The organism is Lamprobacter sp. (assembly GCF_034860625.1).
GTDB lineage: Bacteria > Pseudomonadota > Gammaproteobacteria > Chromatiales > Chromatiaceae > Lamprobacter.
On record NZ_JAYESN010000089.1, the window covers coordinates 1 to 16,896 of the forward strand.

The following is a 16,896-nucleotide window of genomic DNA, read 5'->3' on the forward strand; positions in this document are numbered from 1 at the left end:
CCCTTCCTGGACAGTCTCTCAGCGTGAGTTCGACTGCCCAAGAAGAGAGGTGTAGCGGCGACAGGCCCTGTGTCGGTGGTTGCGGCCACGCTTGACGACCTTGTTGGAACCACAGCGTGGACAATCAACGACGTACGGCCAACGCATCCGTCGGACTTCGTCGTCGCATTTCTCCCGTCGATCAAGTCGTTGAGGCGGCACATCGGAACAGAGCGCGTTGAGTCAAACGCCTGACCTTCGCATGTCCTCAAAACCCACAATGAGCCTCCGGCGATTCGCGCTCGCTAGGTTTTACCTGGTTCGTTGGGTTGACACAAAAAACGTCTCCAACGGCTGATGGCGCAGCACGGCAATCGACTCAGAGCAGTCATAGCGCGCTGCGATTTCCAGCTCCCGCATCGCCGGCGGTAAGCATTCGCTGAACTTCAGCTCGGCGATGAAGTCCTCATCGAGCGGTAGTTTAAGCTCGGCATGCTCGCTTAAGACCTTCTCGGCAATGGCGTCCTTCAGCGACTCCAGGTCGACGGTGCCACTAAAGCTGATCGCGAGGTTATCCGCACTGACCTTGCTCGCTTCGCCAGCCAACGCATTGGCAATCGCGGCATTCATGAGCCGACCGGAGAAGGTCCACCACAGGAGGCTGTCGTGCGCGTAGGCGATGAGGAAGGTCTTGCCGGGCTCGACCCAGTCGAAAACCTCACGCAATCCGTCCATATGCTCCAGTGCACGGCGTGAGAAAGCGACCGGCGGATCATCGCGCGCGAGGACACGGGCCACCGCCTGACAGAGCGCGAACTGGAGCGGCTGGCCAGCACTGAGCCACTGCGAGCGTCCACGCAGCTCGGTCGGCTCCACATAGGCCTTGTGCCGCGGCCAGTCGACATATTTGGTCGCCCAGGAACGTCCTGCGAGCGTGAGTACAGCGGGTCCCTCCTCTCTCAGGATAAAGGTCGACTGATGGACCTCGCCGATCTCCTGGCGCCCGTGAAAGACCTTGACCGAGGGCGGGCTGACGAAGACCGAGAACAGCGCCATGAAGTGCTTGGCACCGAACTGGCGCTCGCCGGACTGGCCGATCCCCATGAGGCCCTGGTCGGCATGCAGGATCTCGGTCGCGTGCATGAAGTCGAGGATCTGCGCAAGCAGGCCCAGCTCAACCCGCTCCAGGCCCGGTCGACGACCCAGCCAGGTCGGCCAATCGGCCGCGGTCATGCCGGATTCCTGCAAGGTCAGCCCCATGATCTGCTGGGCAAAGAGATGCAGCGGCAGTGCTGGCGGCTCGATCGGCTCGACGAAGCCTTCGCTCCAGAGCTGCAGCAGCGCCGCCGCCGGCAAGAAGGCCTCCTCCTTGGTGATCAGGAACAGGCAGTTGCGGGCCGTTCCTGCGCGACGCCCGGTCCGCCCGATCCGCTGCAGGAAGGAAGCGACGGTTCCCTGCGCGTCGATCTGGATCACGCGGTCCAGATCGCCGACGTCGATCCCCAGCTCCAGTGTGCTGGTCGCAACGATGACGCAGTCCTGACCCTGGCTGAAAGCCATCTCGGCGGCACGGCGCTCCTCCAGGCTTAGGCAGCTGTGTGAGACGAAGGTGTTGACGCCCAAGGCACGCAGCTCGACCGCCAGCTCCTCGACCCGTGCCCGGCTGTCACAGAAGACCAAGCGCTTCTCGCCGCGATGCAATCGGGAGATGACCAGTGCGGCATTGCGCAGGTTGCCGACCCAGTCCAGTTCGACCTCGGGCGCGGGTCCGACCTCCGTGGGTGGGTTGATGACTCGGTGCGAGCTGCCTGCCCCAGCCCCAGCTCTAACCCAAGCATGGTTGCTAGCTGCGGCATCGGCGCCACCTTCGGCGTTGGCGTCGGGATTGGCGTCAGCATAGGCATCGGGATTGGCATTGGCGCCAGCCCCGCCGGCTAGCCAATCGCAAAGCTGCTCGGGATTGCCGACTGTCGCCGAGAGCCCCAAGCGCTGCAGCTCGCGCCCCGCGATGCGGCTGAGCCGCTCGAGCAGATACAACAGGTGCCAACCACGGTCGTCACCGGCAAAGGCGTGGATCTCGTCGACGATGACGCAGCGCAGCGCGGCGAACAACCGCCAGTGGTCGACCCGCCGCGAGATCAGCGTGACCTCCAGCGACTCAGGCGTCGTCAGCAGGAGATCCGGCGGCTCGGCGACGAGCTTGGCCTTGCGCGCCGGACTGACGTCGCCGTGCCAGCGCGCAACACGCCGGCCAACCAGCCCGGCATAGTGGTCTAGGCGTGGCTCGAGGTTGTTGAGCAGCGCCTTGATCGGGCAGATGTAGAGCACGCTGAGACCGTCCCAAGGCTCGGTCAACATGCGCGAGAGCACCGGAAAGACCGCTGCTTCCGTCTTGCCACCCGCGGTGGGGGCCAGGAGAATCGCATGCTCGCCGCCCAAAATGGGTGGAATGGCCGCGGATTGCAGCGGTCGCAACGACCGCCAGCCGAGGCTGTTGACGATGTGATGCTGAATCGCCGGATGCAGCAGATCAAAGTTGCTCATCAGGTGGTCATTCGCAGCAAAGGATCACCCATCCGCTCCCACTGCCCCGGCAAAACCAGCGGCTGAGACCAACCGGCGTATCACTCCGCACCAATCGCCACTGACCACTTCCCCCTCAAAGCTCGATTTCAACGTCGTCTACACACTGGGCAGAGCGGGCCGCACGCTCCACAGCGGTCAGCTCCTGATCGCCGACGGTCAGGGCATAATGCTGGCGCGGATCGAAGTCGGTGTGCTGATCGACGCGATCGAGCACCTCGCCAACCAGCTTTTTCAGGAACACCCGCGGCGCGATGCCGACCTTGCCGCCCAAGGCGCCGGTGACGGCCTGGGCCAAGTCAGCGACGTAGCCATCGTCGACCAGGTGCCGAAGGCGCTCGGACTGCGAGCCCTCCGCCCTCCCATCCACATAGAGATCGCGCACCTTGCGGCCGACCTCGCAGAGGGCATCCGCATCGAAGCCCTTGAGGCGAATCTGCACCGCGCGGGGGTTGTCGAAGCGGGCCTCGGTTGCGAAGTCCACCGCTAGGCGTTGCGCCAGGGGCGGCAGGCGCTGCACGCCCATGGGTCCGTCGAAGAAAGGCGGTGTCCCGGTGATGACGAGATAGAGACCCGGGAAACGGCCGCTGTCGATCTCGTCCATGAGCTGTCGCAGCGCGTTCAGGCTCTTGTCGCGCACGTCACCGCGCATACGCTGCAGGGTCTCGACCTCGTCGAGGACCAGCAGCAGCCCCGGGTGGCCAGAATCCTTGAGGATGGTCAGCACGCCTTGCAGAAAGCTCAGGGCGCCGAAGTGGTCGATGTCCCCTTTGATGCTCGCGTAGCGCTTGACCGCGGCGGCGATGTTCGGCTGCCCGGCCATCCAGGCCAGCAGGCCGTCGGCGAGATCCTCGCGTCCCTCGAGCAGCGCGCGGCGATAGGCGCGCAGGGTCAGCGCGAAGGCCGGCGCCGCGCGCACCACCTCACCGAGGCGCTTTTCCATCAACGCATCGGTGGCCTGCATCAAGGCTGGAACGTCGTTGGAATCGACCTCGCCCTGGGCGATCACGTCTTCTTCAAGGGCGAAGAACCAGGCGTCGATGACGTTGCGAAAGGCCCCGGACGGTGAGTCGGTCGTCGTCAGTCGCTCGATCAGGCGGCGATAAACGGTCTCGAGCCGATGCAGCGGCGTCTCCGTCTCCGAGATCTGGACCTCCGCGCAGGCAAAGCCCAGCCGATGCGCGCGCTCGCGCAGCCAGCGGGCGACGAAGGTCTTGCCGCTGCCGTACTCACCGCGCACGGCCTTGAACTGACCGCGCCCACGGGCGACGCTCTCGAGTTCGGCATCGAAGGCGGCCTCAAAGGTCGCGAGCCCGACGGCCAGGGTGTCCAGTCCGTGCTGAGGTACCGTACCGCGCCGCAGCGCGTCGATGATGTCGGCGCGGCGCTGTTGGCTGATGCTCATAGCTCGAACTGCATCTTCAGGGATTGCAGATCGAGCCGGACCGTTTTGGAACTCCGATCGACCGACAAAACAGGATAGCCATCGACGTTCAACAGCTTCTGCACGCCGGCCAGGAGCCCGTTCAGACGCAGCTCGGGAATGCCGAGCCGTTGAGCCACTGCGGCGGACATCTGCTGACCGCCGGCCGCCTCCAGCTCCTTCAGCAGTGCTCGCAGCTGCGCCTCGCTGACGCGCACCCGGCCGCTGCGTGCCTTCATCTGTGCGTACACGGGCGAGCTGAGCAGTGCTGCAATCCAGTCCTCCTCGACCGGCTCAGTCGCAGCGGGCTCGGTCAGCGGCGCGAAGAGATCAAGCGTCCGGTCATCCCGCTTGGACGATTTGCGTGCCTGTAGCGTTACCTGTGGCGTTGGTGTAGCAGCTCCGTTGGGCGAACTGCGCTTTACAAAATCTTCGGCGGGTTCGATTGGTTCTGATATTGGTTCTGACCCTTGGCGCAGGGCCGGTCGTGCATCGGCAACCAGGTCCCACCACTCCGGCGTCTGCCGAGCCACCTCCCGCCAGCCTACGAGATCGCTCGTATCGCCTGCGTTGCGATAGACCCCAACGGGCACCAGGACCTCCTGGGGCGATCCGCCACCGTGATAGCCCATCTTCTTTGCCGCGTAGCGAATGCGCTCAGACCAAGGCAGCACGACTTCGTGGTCCGGCGCCACCACGCGCGTGCCCGAGACCCGACACTCGCCCTCCCCGACGGGCTCGGTCAGGGGCTTGAAGCGCTCGGCCTCGCCAGCGCTCTTGACCAATGCCATGTCATGGTCCAGCACGTGACCGTGGTCGCTGGTGAGGATCAGCAGCCGGCCAGACTCGCGCGCGGCCTCGAGGATCTGACGCAGCAAACCGATCGACGCCACCGACCAGCGCACCGCCACTTGGGCGCCACTGCTCAGCTGATCGTCCACCGCGTTGATCACCGCGCCTACGACCTTGTGCTCGCGTCCGGCGATGCGCTCGCGCACCCCATCGGCCAAGGCGCCGCTGCCGGGCTGCTGGAGGTCGGCCTTGTGCAGCAGCAGTGGTGGGAACTTGGTCGATGACAGTGCCTTCAAGGTGGCATGGGTCGGGAAAGCCCGCTTCTCATCGGCGCTGCTGCCTTCCCCCAGCGTGCCAGATAGGAGCGCATAGCGACTGACCCGAGTGACCGTCGGCAAGGCCGCCAACAGACAGCAGGAAGCGGTCTCACCGCTGAGCGAAGTCTTGGGAGCCTTGGGCTGAGCATCAAACTGACTGTTAAGCTGGCCATTAGCCTGGCCGCTAGTCTGGCCGCCGGTCTGACTCCCAGGCCGCGCTTCCGGCTGCAGCTCGACCCAGCCGTGGGCGAGCATATCGTCCGTCAGCTCACGATAGACCGCCTGGCTCATGCCATCCAGAACCAGGACGAGCACCGGCTGCTGCTTGGCCAGGGGTGCCACCAGAACCTCGAGTGCCCGCTCGATCGGCTGAATCCAGGGGCTGACCTGATCGCCTCGTGCAATCGCCGGCAGGAACTCGGCAAACTGCGCATTGAAGCGCTCACGGCGGACCGACACCTGGCCCACCAGCTTGCCATAGACCCGACTCAGCCCCTCATGGGCGTCGCCCGACCAGAGCCGACTGCGTGCCCAGTCGACATAGCCTCCGTTCGAGACAGAGTCTCGGACCGCTGCCATCAGGTTCGCGGGTGCAGTCTCCTCCCTCTGCAGCCAGCGACAGGCCCGCACCGCAAGCGCGGCCGTGGCAAGCTGCTCACCGCGCACCTTGGCGAGCCGATGACGGCGCAGATCAGCGAGGGTCTCGAGCGCGGGTGCGATTGGCTTGCCGGCGAGCGCCGCCGCCAGCGCTGTCGCGAGCCGGTCGAGACGCTGATCAAAGGCCGCCGGTAGCAGGTCAGAGGTCTCGGCCAGCGACAGCATGTCGACACTGGCGAGGATCTGCTCCGCTTGATCAAAGGCCGCATCGAGCGCGCGATTGGTGCCGATGTCGGCATGCCGTGCGATCACGGCGACCGTCGCGCGTCCGTAGTCTTGCAGTGCCGTATCCGTGATACCCGCGCCGCCGAACAGGCGCTCGCGCAGGCGGCCGCGGGCCTGGAACAGCGCTTGGTCGGACTGCAGCCCAGGGCGATAGAGCACCGAGCATGCAAGGCCGATGGCGACCATGTTGCCGGCGTGCCCCTCCTGCCAAAGGCTGAGAACCAGGTCCGCCAGTTCGGTGCCAGGGCCGCGCAGCGCCGATCCCAGCCAGTCCTCAAGATGCTTCGCCACGGACTCGGGGAGTGCCGCCACCGCCGCTCCTGCGTCGGCGCCGAGTGACCATTCCAAGAGTGCATCCAGGTCCAGCGTCTCGTTGTGGAAGTCCAGCCAAGCCAAGGCCAGGGCGCGCCAGGCCGTCTCCAGATCCAGCACCTCGCCAAACTGAATGCGTCCGCGGTAGCGCTCGAAGCCCTCGACCAGGGCCTCGGCAATCCAGCGGTAGGACTTGGTCGTAAGCCTCGGGTCGATCTGGCGCACCCGCAGCAGTTGCTCCAGGGTGCGCCAGGGGCTGACACGCTTTGGCTCACAGCCCCATAGCCGCGCCAGGACGTCCTTCGAGAGGCGGGTCTCATCGAAGGGCGTCAGCAGCACCAGACGCTCCGCGCCCGGGCAGTGCGTCACTAGCCGCTCACGCATCGCCAGCTCGGAGGGGCAATAGATCAGGCGCAGCGCAGTGCCCGAGACCTGGTGGTAGCGCTCGTCCGGTGGCAGCGGATCGGGCCAAAAGAGGGCGATGCGATCGGCCTCGGCATCCCTGGCCAAGATCGCCTGCACCTGGGTCAGCACGGCGCTAGGGAGCGCGTCAGTCACTGGCGTCCCCGAGGATCTGATAGCTGATGTCCAGGGTCACGCCCTCGCCCAGTAACGGCTCGATTTCGCTCAAAACACGCCGTGCCTCATTGGCACTCAGACCCTGGCGGCGGTCCTCTTTGAGGACTCGCTTATCCTTCGATGGCTCTGGCGGCGGTGGTGGGTCGATGGGTGGAACAATTGCTGGCTCCGGGCGCTGAATCAGCCGCGTCGCATCCTGTTGTGCCTGCTTCAGGGCGTCCGCGAGCGAGGTGACCAGCTCGTCGGCCGCCAGCGCATCAGCGACGGCGCGCTTGATGCGCAGCCCTTCCCCAGTGTTCCAGACGGCTTTCAGCAATTCCCAATTGTTATCCGTGAGCGCGTTGCTCACCCGCGTTGCGCTGATGATGCTGCGACCCAAGGCCGGCAGACTGGTCACTGGCTCAAGGTCCGCTAGGGCCTCGATTAGGGCCGGCCCCTCGCGCAACTGCAGATCCTCCATCCACTGCACAGCAAGCCTGGCGTTGGCCAGCCGGTGACCCGTCGCCGCAAGCCCCAGGGCGTTGAGCTGTTCGGTCAGATCTGCGACCAAGCTGCGACAGTCCTCCAGACGTGCAGCGATCTCGGCCTGGACCTCCTTCTGCAACGCGTTCTGGTTGTTAGCCGTGCGCAGTGGACTGCTCGCATGGCCGAACACAGCGCCGACGTGATCCAGCGCCTGTTGCCAGGTTTCAGGATCAGCCAGCTCCTGCTTGATGAGCACCAGATCGTCGCCGATGTCCTTGAGATTTACGTCGTCAAAAGGCCCGCCGTGGAAGGTGAAGGCGTACTGGCCGTGCTCGACGAAGACCAGGATCAGCAGATTCTGGACCATCGTCGGCAGACCACGTGAGTGCGGTCTGTCCATGGCGGCGCGCAGTGCCGCGACGGTCACGTCGGCGCCCGTGCCGCTCCCAGATTGGGCAGCATCGCGCGCTAGATGCTGCGGCCAGTCCTCCTTGAAGATGAAATGCCGCTCGTGCATCTCACCGAGCTTGAGCGGCTGGGCGATCTGGCGCATCAGCGGCCGCAACGGAGTGTCCACGTCGATGCGCCCATGCGCGGCATGGATCGCACGCCGCAGCTCGGTGAAGACCTTGCCCAGGTCGGTCAACCGGACCTCGCCGTCGAACTCGGGGTGGTCCGGGTACTGAAAGGCCAACGCCTGCCCTAGCACCTGCTCGAACGCCTTGGCCATGGTGGTGCCCTGTGGCGGGCGCGGGCGGAAACCCGGCTGCAGTGACATCAGCTGGGACTCGAGCAGATCCTTATTGTCGAGCGAGCCGGGCAGGTCCTGAGCCACGCCGTAAGCCCCCATCAGGGTGTCCTTGAGCTGCTGACGGAGCTGACTGCGTTGGTTGTCGAGCAGGGTACGGGCGCTTGCGCGGTCCTGTGGGCTCAGATGCCGGCTGTAGCGGTTGAAGCTGTCCTCGCTCTTTAAGATCTCCTCGAGCACGACCAGCTTGCCGAGGTTCTTCTGGGCACCCTGGCTGAGGAAGTGCGGCAACCAGCAGAGGGTCTGCGCCTGCACGCCGGCCGCCTCGGCATTACGCACCCGTGCCTGATCATCGGTCGGCGAGTAGGTGCCGGTGTCGAACGGGAAATCGATGATGAGCTTCCATTGGTCATCGCGCGATTCAAAGAGGTGGTCGTCGGTGATCTCGCGGATGTTTTGGAACAGCACCTCGACCCGTCGGCGGGTGCCGCGCCAGAGCCACTCGTGTTCGACGCTGCCGAACAGCTGTTGGTCGTCGCGGATGCCAAAGGCATCGAAGACCATCTCCCGCACCAACCGCCGACGATTGCCATCGTTGTCGTTGATGCGCGCCTGCTCGAGGATGCTCTCGGTATCCACGCCCGAGAGCTGCACGCCGATGGTCGGGTTGGCGTCCTCGGAGATCTTGATCTCGCCCACCTGGCCCGCCCACTTGCGGCACTTCTGCAGCACCGTGGCGGCCTCGCGCCCTGGGATGGGCGAGCGGATGGTGCCGTGGTTCAGCGCAGCCAGCTTGGTCGCGGTGAGCTGTTTGAAGCTCTCGACCTCCGGGACCAGAGCGGCCAAGACCAGGGTCTTGAGCAGGTGCAGATCGTTGTCAAAGGCCTGCCGCTTGGGATCATCCGCGGGTCGTTCTCGCAGCGTCGCGAACCCCATCTGATGCTCCAGCTCCAGGAGCGGGACCAGCTTGCGCTCGAACAACAGCCGGGCATTGTCGAAATGCTGTCGCATCTGCTCCGAGAAGGGCTCGGCCTCGGAGGCGATCACATCGTAGAGGTCGCCGACCGGGATCACCCGACCGAGGCTCAGGGTCTCGCGCTGCTCGACCAGCAGCATCAGCATCACCTTGAGCGAGGTGCGCTCGCGCTGCAGCGCCGAAGAGAGCGCCACCAGCGCCTGCACCAGGGCCGGGCTGAAGGGATAGAGCGCGCGAAACATCTCGCGGTCGCCCTGGCTGGTCAACAGCAGGTTGAAGGCCTCCTCGCGCATCTTTTCGGTTTGGGCGAAGGCGGTCTCGATCTGGCCCTGGGCGGCCGCGCTCACGGGCTTGAGCAGACGGCGTTGCGCGATCACCGGCAGGTTACGGTCTTCCAGGGTAATGGTGTGGAAGCGCCCCTCCCAGTACTTCAGCGAGTCGCTCAGGATCTCCTGCTCGACCCCGCTGTATTGGTCGCCGACGAACTCGCGCAGGTCGCGCTGGCGGGCGATGAAGCTCACCAGCGGCAGCTCGCGCGGGATGCCGGTCTCGACCAGCTTGACGACCTTCTGGATCTGCGTGTTGATGAAGTTCTGGTCGGACAGTCGACTGGCGAGCCAGAGGATCAGCTCGTCGAGGAACAGGATCACGGCGTCATAGCCGAGCGCCTTGGCATGGCGCGTCATCACGCGCAGGCCCTCATCGAACTCGAGGTAACCGCCACCCTGGGTGTTGGCGAGGTCGGCGAAGGAGCGGAACAGGGTTCCGACCAGATCGCTCACCAGCCGATCGCGGTCATGCTCGCCGGCCTGGCCCCCGATCTGACCCGACACCACCGCCTCGAAGCTCTGCGCATCCCAGCCAGCCGCCGCATCGCCCCAGCCGTCATCCCCGCTGGCAAATCCCCCCTCGGCGCTCAGACCAGATCCCACATCGGCTCCTAAACCGGTTCCGGGACCGCTTCTCAGACCGGCGTCGCTGGCGGCCGCGCTCGCGGCATTCAGCGCCGCGAAGAAACGCTCGTCGCCCAGGTGCCCGCGCATCCTCTGAGCATCCTCGAACAGCCGGCCGCTCATGTAAAAGCCGGGTACCGGCGCATCCGGGTGCCGCTTGCGGATGTGCCGAGCATAGCCGCCGAGCACGCCGGACTCGATGCTCGCCGCGCCGATCATGTGATAAGGCACGAGCAGGATGTTGCGGCTCTGCATCCAGTCGCTGTGCTTGGCCACTGACGCGGCCAATTCCGGGATCGCCCTGGCCTGGGGGTTGCCCTGCACCAGGAGGTTCAGCACCGCCATGAAGTGCGACTTACCGGTGCCGAAACTGCCGTGCAGATAGGCGCCCTTGTTGCGGTTCTGCTGGCTGTCGACGGTGCTCTTGACGAAGCTCAGCGCGTCCTCGAAGCAGCGCGCGAGCTGTGGCGTGACCACATAGTCCTTGAGCGTCTGCTCGATGGCCTCGGCCTCCAGCCCACTGGCCAGGTTGAGCACGAAGTCCCCGCGCTGAACGCGCTCGGGGATGTGGATGAGGTCTTTGATCAGCGTCATGCGTCGTTCAGCCGTTTTGTCCTTTCGCCTTCGTGGTCTCTATGGTCTGCAATGATTGCCGCTCAGCCGAGCCCGTCGATCTCCTCGTAGAGCGAAGCGAGCGATAGCCTGATCTCCAGGCAGTCAAGACTGAGATCCCCATCGCTCAGCACCTCCGCGGCCCAATCCTGCGAGCGTCGGTAGTGCCAGACCTCGCGCCGCGTCTGGCTCACCAACAGATAATCCTGCAGGCTCGGCAGGGTCGTATAGGCCAGGAACTTCTCGCGCCGATCGATCCGCTCGGTCGATTCGGACAAGACCTCGACAATCACGCAGGGCTTGGTGCAATAGTAGGTCTCGCGATCCTCCGCATCACAGCTCAGCAGCAGATCCGGGTAATAGAAGATGTCCTGCTCGGCGATTCGCAAACGCACCTTCATAGCATTGGCAAAGAGCTGACAGCCACGACCACGGATCAGTGGTCTCAGCCCCGCGACCAGATTAGAGACGATCAAGCCATGCTGTCGGCTCGCGCCGGTCATCGCGTAGAGCTGACCGTCGATATATTCATGGCGCAGCTCGCCGTCCTGCTCGCCGGCGAGATAGGCCTCGACGCTGAGCCTGGGGGAATCCTGTTGGGCGTACATGTGATGGGTCCTCCTCGGCGACTCAGGGTTGATCTGCAGGATCGTCTGATTCAAACAAAACCCGATCATAGAAATCCCGCACTGAAAGTTGCACCCCCAAGGCGTCCAGCGGAATCTCTGCGTCCAGGTCATCATAGGCGTCGAGCATCCAGCGCCCATCCGGCAGACGTGTAAAGACATCCACCGAAACCTGGTCTTGGGCAATCAGCAGATAATGACGCAGGCTCGGCAGGCGCCGATAGTGCGCGAACTTGCCACCGCGGTCATAAGCCTCGGTCGAAGGCGAGAGCACCTCGGCGATGAGCGTCGGATTGGTCAGTACATCGCGGCGCGCGTCATGGAAGACCGGCTCGCCGCAGAGCACGCTGAGGTCCGGGTAGGCGCAGACATCAGCGGCCTCGATGCGGATACGCATGTCGCTGGTGAGCACACTGCAGGTGCCGCCTTTCAGCTGCTGTCGTAGCTCGCCAGTGATATTGGCGGCAATCAGACTGTGCTCATAGCTGCCGCCGGTCATGGCGAAGACCTCGCCAGCCACATACTCGTGCTTGGCGTCGATCGCCTCGCGCTCGATCGCCAGATAGTCCTCGAAGCGATAGCCAGGTACCGTTTGTGTCTGCATGCCCTCGACCCTCCGATCGTTTGAGCGCCTGTGGATGTGATGACAGGAACGATTGCATCACTCAGCGGGTTCGTCGTCGACCGCGCGTGACTGCCGCCGGCTCCCAGGCCAGCAACTCGTCGCGTGACAGCTCCAACTGGCGCAGCTCTTCGAGCAGGAAGCCCTCGTAATAGTCGCCAAGCCGCTCGCCGAACTCGGGGTCGATGGCGTTGTGCCATTGCTTGAGCCAGGGGATCAGCTCATCGAGCGCGACCAGCAGCGGCTTGAGCTGCGCGGCGTCCCAGCCGTCCTGCTCTTTGCGCTCGAGGGTCCAGGCGGCGATGGCCTGGGCGCGCTGCAGATGATCCAGCCCGGCCCAGCCGATGACCAGGGTGCTGTCGCCGGGGCGCTCGGCGCCGGGCAGGCTGAAGAAGCGCTCCTTGGGGACGTCGAGCTTGCCACGCAGGCTCCAATAGCTCGACTTGCGAAAATCGGCGGCTGCGTATTTGGGTGGCAGCGGGATGGTACCGATCTCGCGCGCCTTGAGCGCCTTGGCGGCGTCCTCGGTCAGAGAGTCGGGATCGGTGTGATCGAGCTGGGTGCGGGCGTCGATGGCATCCTCGGCGCGCTGCTGGTCCCAGGTCTCCTGCCAGGCGCGGAACTTCGGCATCGCCTTGGGCTTGAGGCGCGCGGCGGCCATCTGCGGCACCTGCTCGGCCTCGACCAGCTCGGCCACCAGGGCGCGGGCGTCGAAGGTGTCGCTGCCGGTGTAGAGCGCGGCGACCTGCTGGAAGGCGGCGTCGTGGCGGACGCGCTCGCTGAGCTGGGCGACGGTGAGCAGGGTCGGCGGCGCGGACCCGCCCTGCTCCGCGCCTCGGCAGTGCGCTTCCAACTGGTCCAGCAGCCAGTCGCGCAGGGCGCGGCGCTGGCGGTTGGCCCAGGGCTCGCGGTTCCAGCGGCGCTTGTACTCGGGCTGCTCGACCAGCTTGATCCAGCGGTTGTCGGCAATCGCCTGCAGCCGGCGCTCGGTCAGCGCCTGGTAGTCGGCTGGCCAGTGGTCGGGGATCGCGGTGATCGGGGTGCTCTTGTGGCGCTGGAACCAGGTGGTCTGGGTCTCGCCGGCGGCCAGGCGGCGGCCGAGCAGGATCTCGAACGGGCGCTCGCCGAGGCGGATCTCGGGTGGGGTGCTGATGTGGCAGAGATCGGCGTCGGTCAGACCGTAGAGCCGATAGTTGAGCCAGTCGAGCTCTTCCTGGAGCGCGATCATCTGGCGTGCGATGGACTCGGTTTGGGCTTGGGCCTGGTCGAGCATCGCGGGGAGATCCAGGTCGGTCCATTGGGTCGAGAGGATCTTGGCTGGGTCCAGGTCGGCCAGGTGTTGGGCCGACTGGTCGAGGGCTGTTGCGAGGGCGCAGGCCTTGGCTTCGGGGTCGGCAGGAATTGGAAACGTCTTGAGCTTGGTTCCATCCCATTCCTGTCGCTCTTCCCACTTGCCGTCACCGAAGCCGCCTTTCTGGAAAAAGGTTTGACGCCCCCAGAAACAAGCAATGGAGCTGTTGAGCAGACCCAGCAGAGCCAGATGGTCGTCCTCGCTCGCCTCGGCGGGGAGCTTGATGACCGGCGCGGTACGATTGAAGACCTTGCCGCCCCGGTCAAGGACGAAATGATTGTGGGTGGCGACGAAGGCGAAGGTGATCTTGAAGGGTGCGAAATGGCGCTCCGGATAGAACATCGAATACTCGAAATACTCGCCACCCTGCTCCTTCTTTGTCTTGAATCCCTTTCCTTGTCGCAGCCAGAGTTGCGTCCGATAACGCCAAAGAACCTGGAGATATCTGCCAAGCAGGCTTGGCGTAATCGTTCCCGATAGGTCATATGGAAAGACAACATCAGGAAGCTCTTGGACGCTCCAGTCTCGCACTGCCTCTCCATAGCCATAACGTGACACTGCGCAACTGTCCAGCCCCCAACGCTTGCCACTCCCTTTTGGAACGACAAAAACTTCGTCTTCTCGTGTAATCGCTCCGAATCCGATTAGCATGACAAGCGACTGCAATGGCCTGCCATGCTGACCAAGGACTTCGTAAAGGGAAACGGCGCCGCCACCCCCAACACTCCAAGGATGGCGCGCATACAGCTCCCGCTCCTGATCCACAACGCTGACGAACGCATTCTCACTCCCCGGCCGTTCCAGCAGCTCCACGATTGACCGCCACACCAACCCCTGCCCCGCATCCTCCGGCGTACTCGGCTCGCCGCGAATCCCGAGCACCGCGCGCAACTGCTCGGTCGCGGGCCGACGGTTGCGCCCGAGCAGGATTACCGTCGGCGTCCCATGCCCAGGGATGTAGGCGCCGGAGGTATCGATCACATGAGTGAGATCCTTGCTCGGCAGATAGTCCTCGATCAGCTTCTTGCCGAACTCGCGCTTCATGAAGCTGTTAGCGGTGATCAGGCCGACAAAGCCGGCTGGGCGCGTCGCTGGCGCTGCAGCCGGATCGCCGGTCTGCTCGCCGGCATGCCTCTCGGATGACATCCCATCAGCGCCCGACAGCGCCAAATCGAAAAAGCGCTCGGTGAAGGGCACGCCGAGCGAATACTGGCGATGACAGGTCGGATACCGATCCCGATAGGCCTGATTGAGCGCCTTATCCTTGACGGTGATGTAGGGCGGATTGCCGACGACGACCTGATAACGCTGGCCGAGGATGCGCTCGAGCTTGGCCTTGTCCTCGACCTCGAAGCAGTGCGCGAGCGGGTCGTCGAGCAGGTCGCTCTGCAGGGCCTGACCCTCCCATTCGTGCCGCCGCCCGAGCAGCAGCGAGTCGCCGACGGCGAGGTTGAAGTGGAAGTCGGGCGCGTCCTTGAGCCGCTGGCTGCCAGCCGCCTTCATCGCCGCGATCAGCAGCCGGAAGCGGGCGATGGCGACCGCGTAGGGGTTGATGTCGACGCCGTGGATGGCATCGAGCGCGCGCTGGGCCAGGGCGCGGGCGTTGGTCGCGGGCTCGCGCTGCTGCCAGGCATTGAACAGGCGCTCGAAACCGGTCAGCAGAAAATGTCCCGAGCCGCAGGTCGGATCGATCAGCTTGAGCCCCGGCAGGCCGAAGGCGGACAGGGCCGGCTCCAGCGTGTAGTCGAGGATGAAGCGCTCGACGAACTCCGGGGTCTGCAGCAAGGCATAGCGCTTGCGCACGCTCTCGGAGAGGTCTTGATAGAGGTCGCCGAGGAAGCGGGTGTCCCAGCCGCCCTCGGCGCGGTCGTCGGTGAAGTCGTGGACGATGGCACCGGTCTCGGGATCAAGGCGCTGGAAGAAGTCGATCAGGGCCTTGGCGCCGTCGGCCGAGAGCGGTAGGCGCCAGAGCGGGTTGTGGGCGCGGTCGAGCAGCTCGGCCAGCGCCGGCAGTTGCTCCAGCTCGGTGAAGACGGCGAGCAGGTAGTCGCGCTCGGCCTGGGTCGGGTGCTCGTTGAAGTAGACCGTCATCCGGTCCTTGGCCTGCTGCAGCGCGCCCTGCCCTGACTCGGCCGCCGGCCCAGAGATCATCGGCATCTCCAAAAGCCGGTTGTCCTCCAGGAAGCGCACGAAGACGCAGGTCAGCACCCAGGCCGCCGCAGCTTGGGTGATCTGCGCCTCGCGCCAGGCGACGAAGTGCTCGGCGGTGCGCTTGGCCTCCGTGGCCTTGGCGTACTCGGCCTTGAGGTGCGCCTCCAGCTCGGGCTGGGTCTGGCTGTATCTGAGGATGTCCTGCTCCAGCTTGGGCAGCAGGGCTTGGAGGTCGGCGAGCAGATGTTGGGGTTGGATCATGCGGGTCTCGTTATCCTTGTGCGATCACAGGTGCTTGGGGCCGGTCGTCAGGGCGGCAGGCTCAGCCATCCCAGTCGTGTAGAAGCCGAATGGCCGGCAGCGCCTCGGCCTTGCGGTGGTAACGGTCGTCTGCGGTGATGAGGCAGGCCTTCGATTCCAGCGCCACCGCGTGATAGAGGGTATCGAAGAGGTGATGCCCGAGATCGATGGCCAGCGTGCAAGCGCGTGTCAGCACAGGGGCATCGCCGCGAACGGGAAGCGCCATGGCCTCCAGCAGCGCGAGGTCCCGCTGAGCGTGATCAGGCGTCTCGCGCGCCATGACGGCCGCGACCTCGATTAGCCAGTGCGGCGGCTGCACAACGGTGAGATCACCGCGTGCGACAGCCGCCATCAGCGCGGTCGCCTGCTCGGTGTTGGCTTCGCGCTCGGGATCCTGGAAGAGCCATTTGATGATGACGCTGGCGTCGATGACCAAGATCATGAGGGTGGGTCATGCAGACATCAGGGTCGGTCCGCTTCACGTGCCGCGCGGGTCGTCGTATCGGTTATCGCGGGCCGCTCAACGCGCGCCGCCGTTAGTTGCTCGAAGGCCGCTTGGCGCCGACGCTGTTGCTCAGCTTCCGCGATCGCCTGCTGCATCAGACGGGCGATCACGGCGCTCTTGTTCTGGGCGGAGAACTCGCGGTTGAAGGCGTCCCGAATCTCATCTGGGATGCTGAAGTTCATGGTGGCCATGGACGATTCATTGCTCCACAGGATTGTTGAATTTTTCAACAAGTGTAGCCGTGAGTGTGAGTTCGCTCAAGCTGGATGCGCGGCTGATTCACTGGCCTCTTGTGCGATCTGCATCGACGTCATGATGCCTCGGCCGTCGCTGGCTGAAGCCAGACGCCTGGAATATGCACAAACTCGCGGCTACCGGCCCCACTCGGAACGCTCACACCCTCGATCACTGCACCCGGAGTGGCGGTCTCATTGACGGTGAGTAGCAAGAGAGACTGTGCCTGAGGGTCTTCCTGTAAATGACGACGCAGCTCCCCGAGCCAGCTGTCGATCAGCCCGTAGCGGGCGATGAGCCCGACATCGGTGAGCAGGACCGGACGCTCAACGGATTTCAGCTCGTCGGCCATCGCCGGCAGGACGCGACGGACCAGCCCCTGCAGACGTGACCAGTCAACACTCCCAGGATCGGCGGCATCGGCCTTGAGCACCACCTGCCAGTTGGGTGGATTGGCCATGCCGTCGCAGAGGGCGTGCAGATGGC

10 protein-coding genes are annotated in these 16,896 nt (G+C 64.8%); all 10 read right to left on the reverse strand.

The features are described 5' to 3' along the window. Window positions 1–291 precede the first annotated feature (291 nt). On the reverse strand, window positions 292–2,523 hold the full coding sequence (locus VBE63_RS18645; protein ID WP_323684524.1) for a DEAD/DEAH box helicase: 2,232 nt from the start codon (window positions 2,521–2,523) through the stop codon (window positions 292–294). A 115-nt stretch (window positions 2,524–2,638) separates the two neighbouring features. After that, on the reverse strand, window positions 2,639–3,967 hold the full coding sequence (gene brxD / locus VBE63_RS18650) for a BREX system ATP-binding protein BrxD (RefSeq protein WP_323684525.1): 1,329 nt from the start codon (window positions 3,965–3,967) through the stop codon (window positions 2,639–2,641). Further along, entirely contained in the window at window positions 3,964–6,846 is a 2,883-nt protein-coding gene (pglZ, locus tag VBE63_RS18655) for a BREX-2 system phosphatase PglZ (RefSeq protein WP_323684526.1), read from the reverse strand. Before pglZ ends, brxD begins: the two co-directional genes overlap by 4 nt. Then, window positions 6,839–10,603 carry a phage resistance protein gene (locus tag VBE63_RS18660; RefSeq protein WP_323684527.1) on the reverse strand — a complete coding sequence of 1,255 codons (3,765 nt, stop codon included), beginning with the start codon at window positions 10,601–10,603 and terminating at the stop codon, window positions 6,839–6,841. The genes pglZ and VBE63_RS18660 overlap by 8 nt, the downstream gene beginning before the upstream one ends. Window positions 10,604–10,665: 62 nt before the next feature. After that, a complete protein-coding gene (locus VBE63_RS18665) occupies window positions 10,666–11,229 on the reverse strand; it encodes a Uma2 family endonuclease (protein WP_323684528.1) in 564 nt (187 codons plus the stop codon). Between the two features lie 22 nt (window positions 11,230–11,251). Next, a complete protein-coding gene (locus VBE63_RS18670) occupies window positions 11,252–11,851 on the reverse strand; it encodes a Uma2 family endonuclease (RefSeq protein ID WP_323684529.1) in 600 nt (199 codons plus the stop codon). A gap of 61 nt (window positions 11,852–11,912) precedes the next feature. Next, a complete protein-coding gene (gene pglX, locus VBE63_RS18675) occupies window positions 11,913–15,632 on the reverse strand; it encodes a BREX-2 system adenine-specific DNA-methyltransferase PglX (RefSeq protein ID WP_323684530.1) in 3,720 nt (1,239 codons plus the stop codon). A 61-nt stretch (window positions 15,633–15,693) separates the two neighbouring features. Beyond that, window positions 15,694–16,113, reverse strand: coding sequence for a type II toxin-antitoxin system VapC family toxin (locus VBE63_RS18680; protein ID WP_323684531.1), 420 nt, complete (start codon window positions 16,111–16,113; stop codon window positions 15,694–15,696). A gap of 20 nt (window positions 16,114–16,133) precedes the next feature. Beyond that, the gene (locus VBE63_RS18685; RefSeq protein ID WP_323684532.1) at window positions 16,134–16,367 is read right to left on the reverse strand and encodes a hypothetical protein; all 234 of its coding nucleotides are present in this window, start codon (window positions 16,365–16,367) and stop codon (window positions 16,134–16,136) included. Between the two features lie 119 nt (window positions 16,368–16,486). After that, on the reverse strand, window positions 16,487–16,896 hold a 410-nt coding region (locus VBE63_RS18690; protein WP_323684533.1), incomplete at its 5' end, for a hypothetical protein.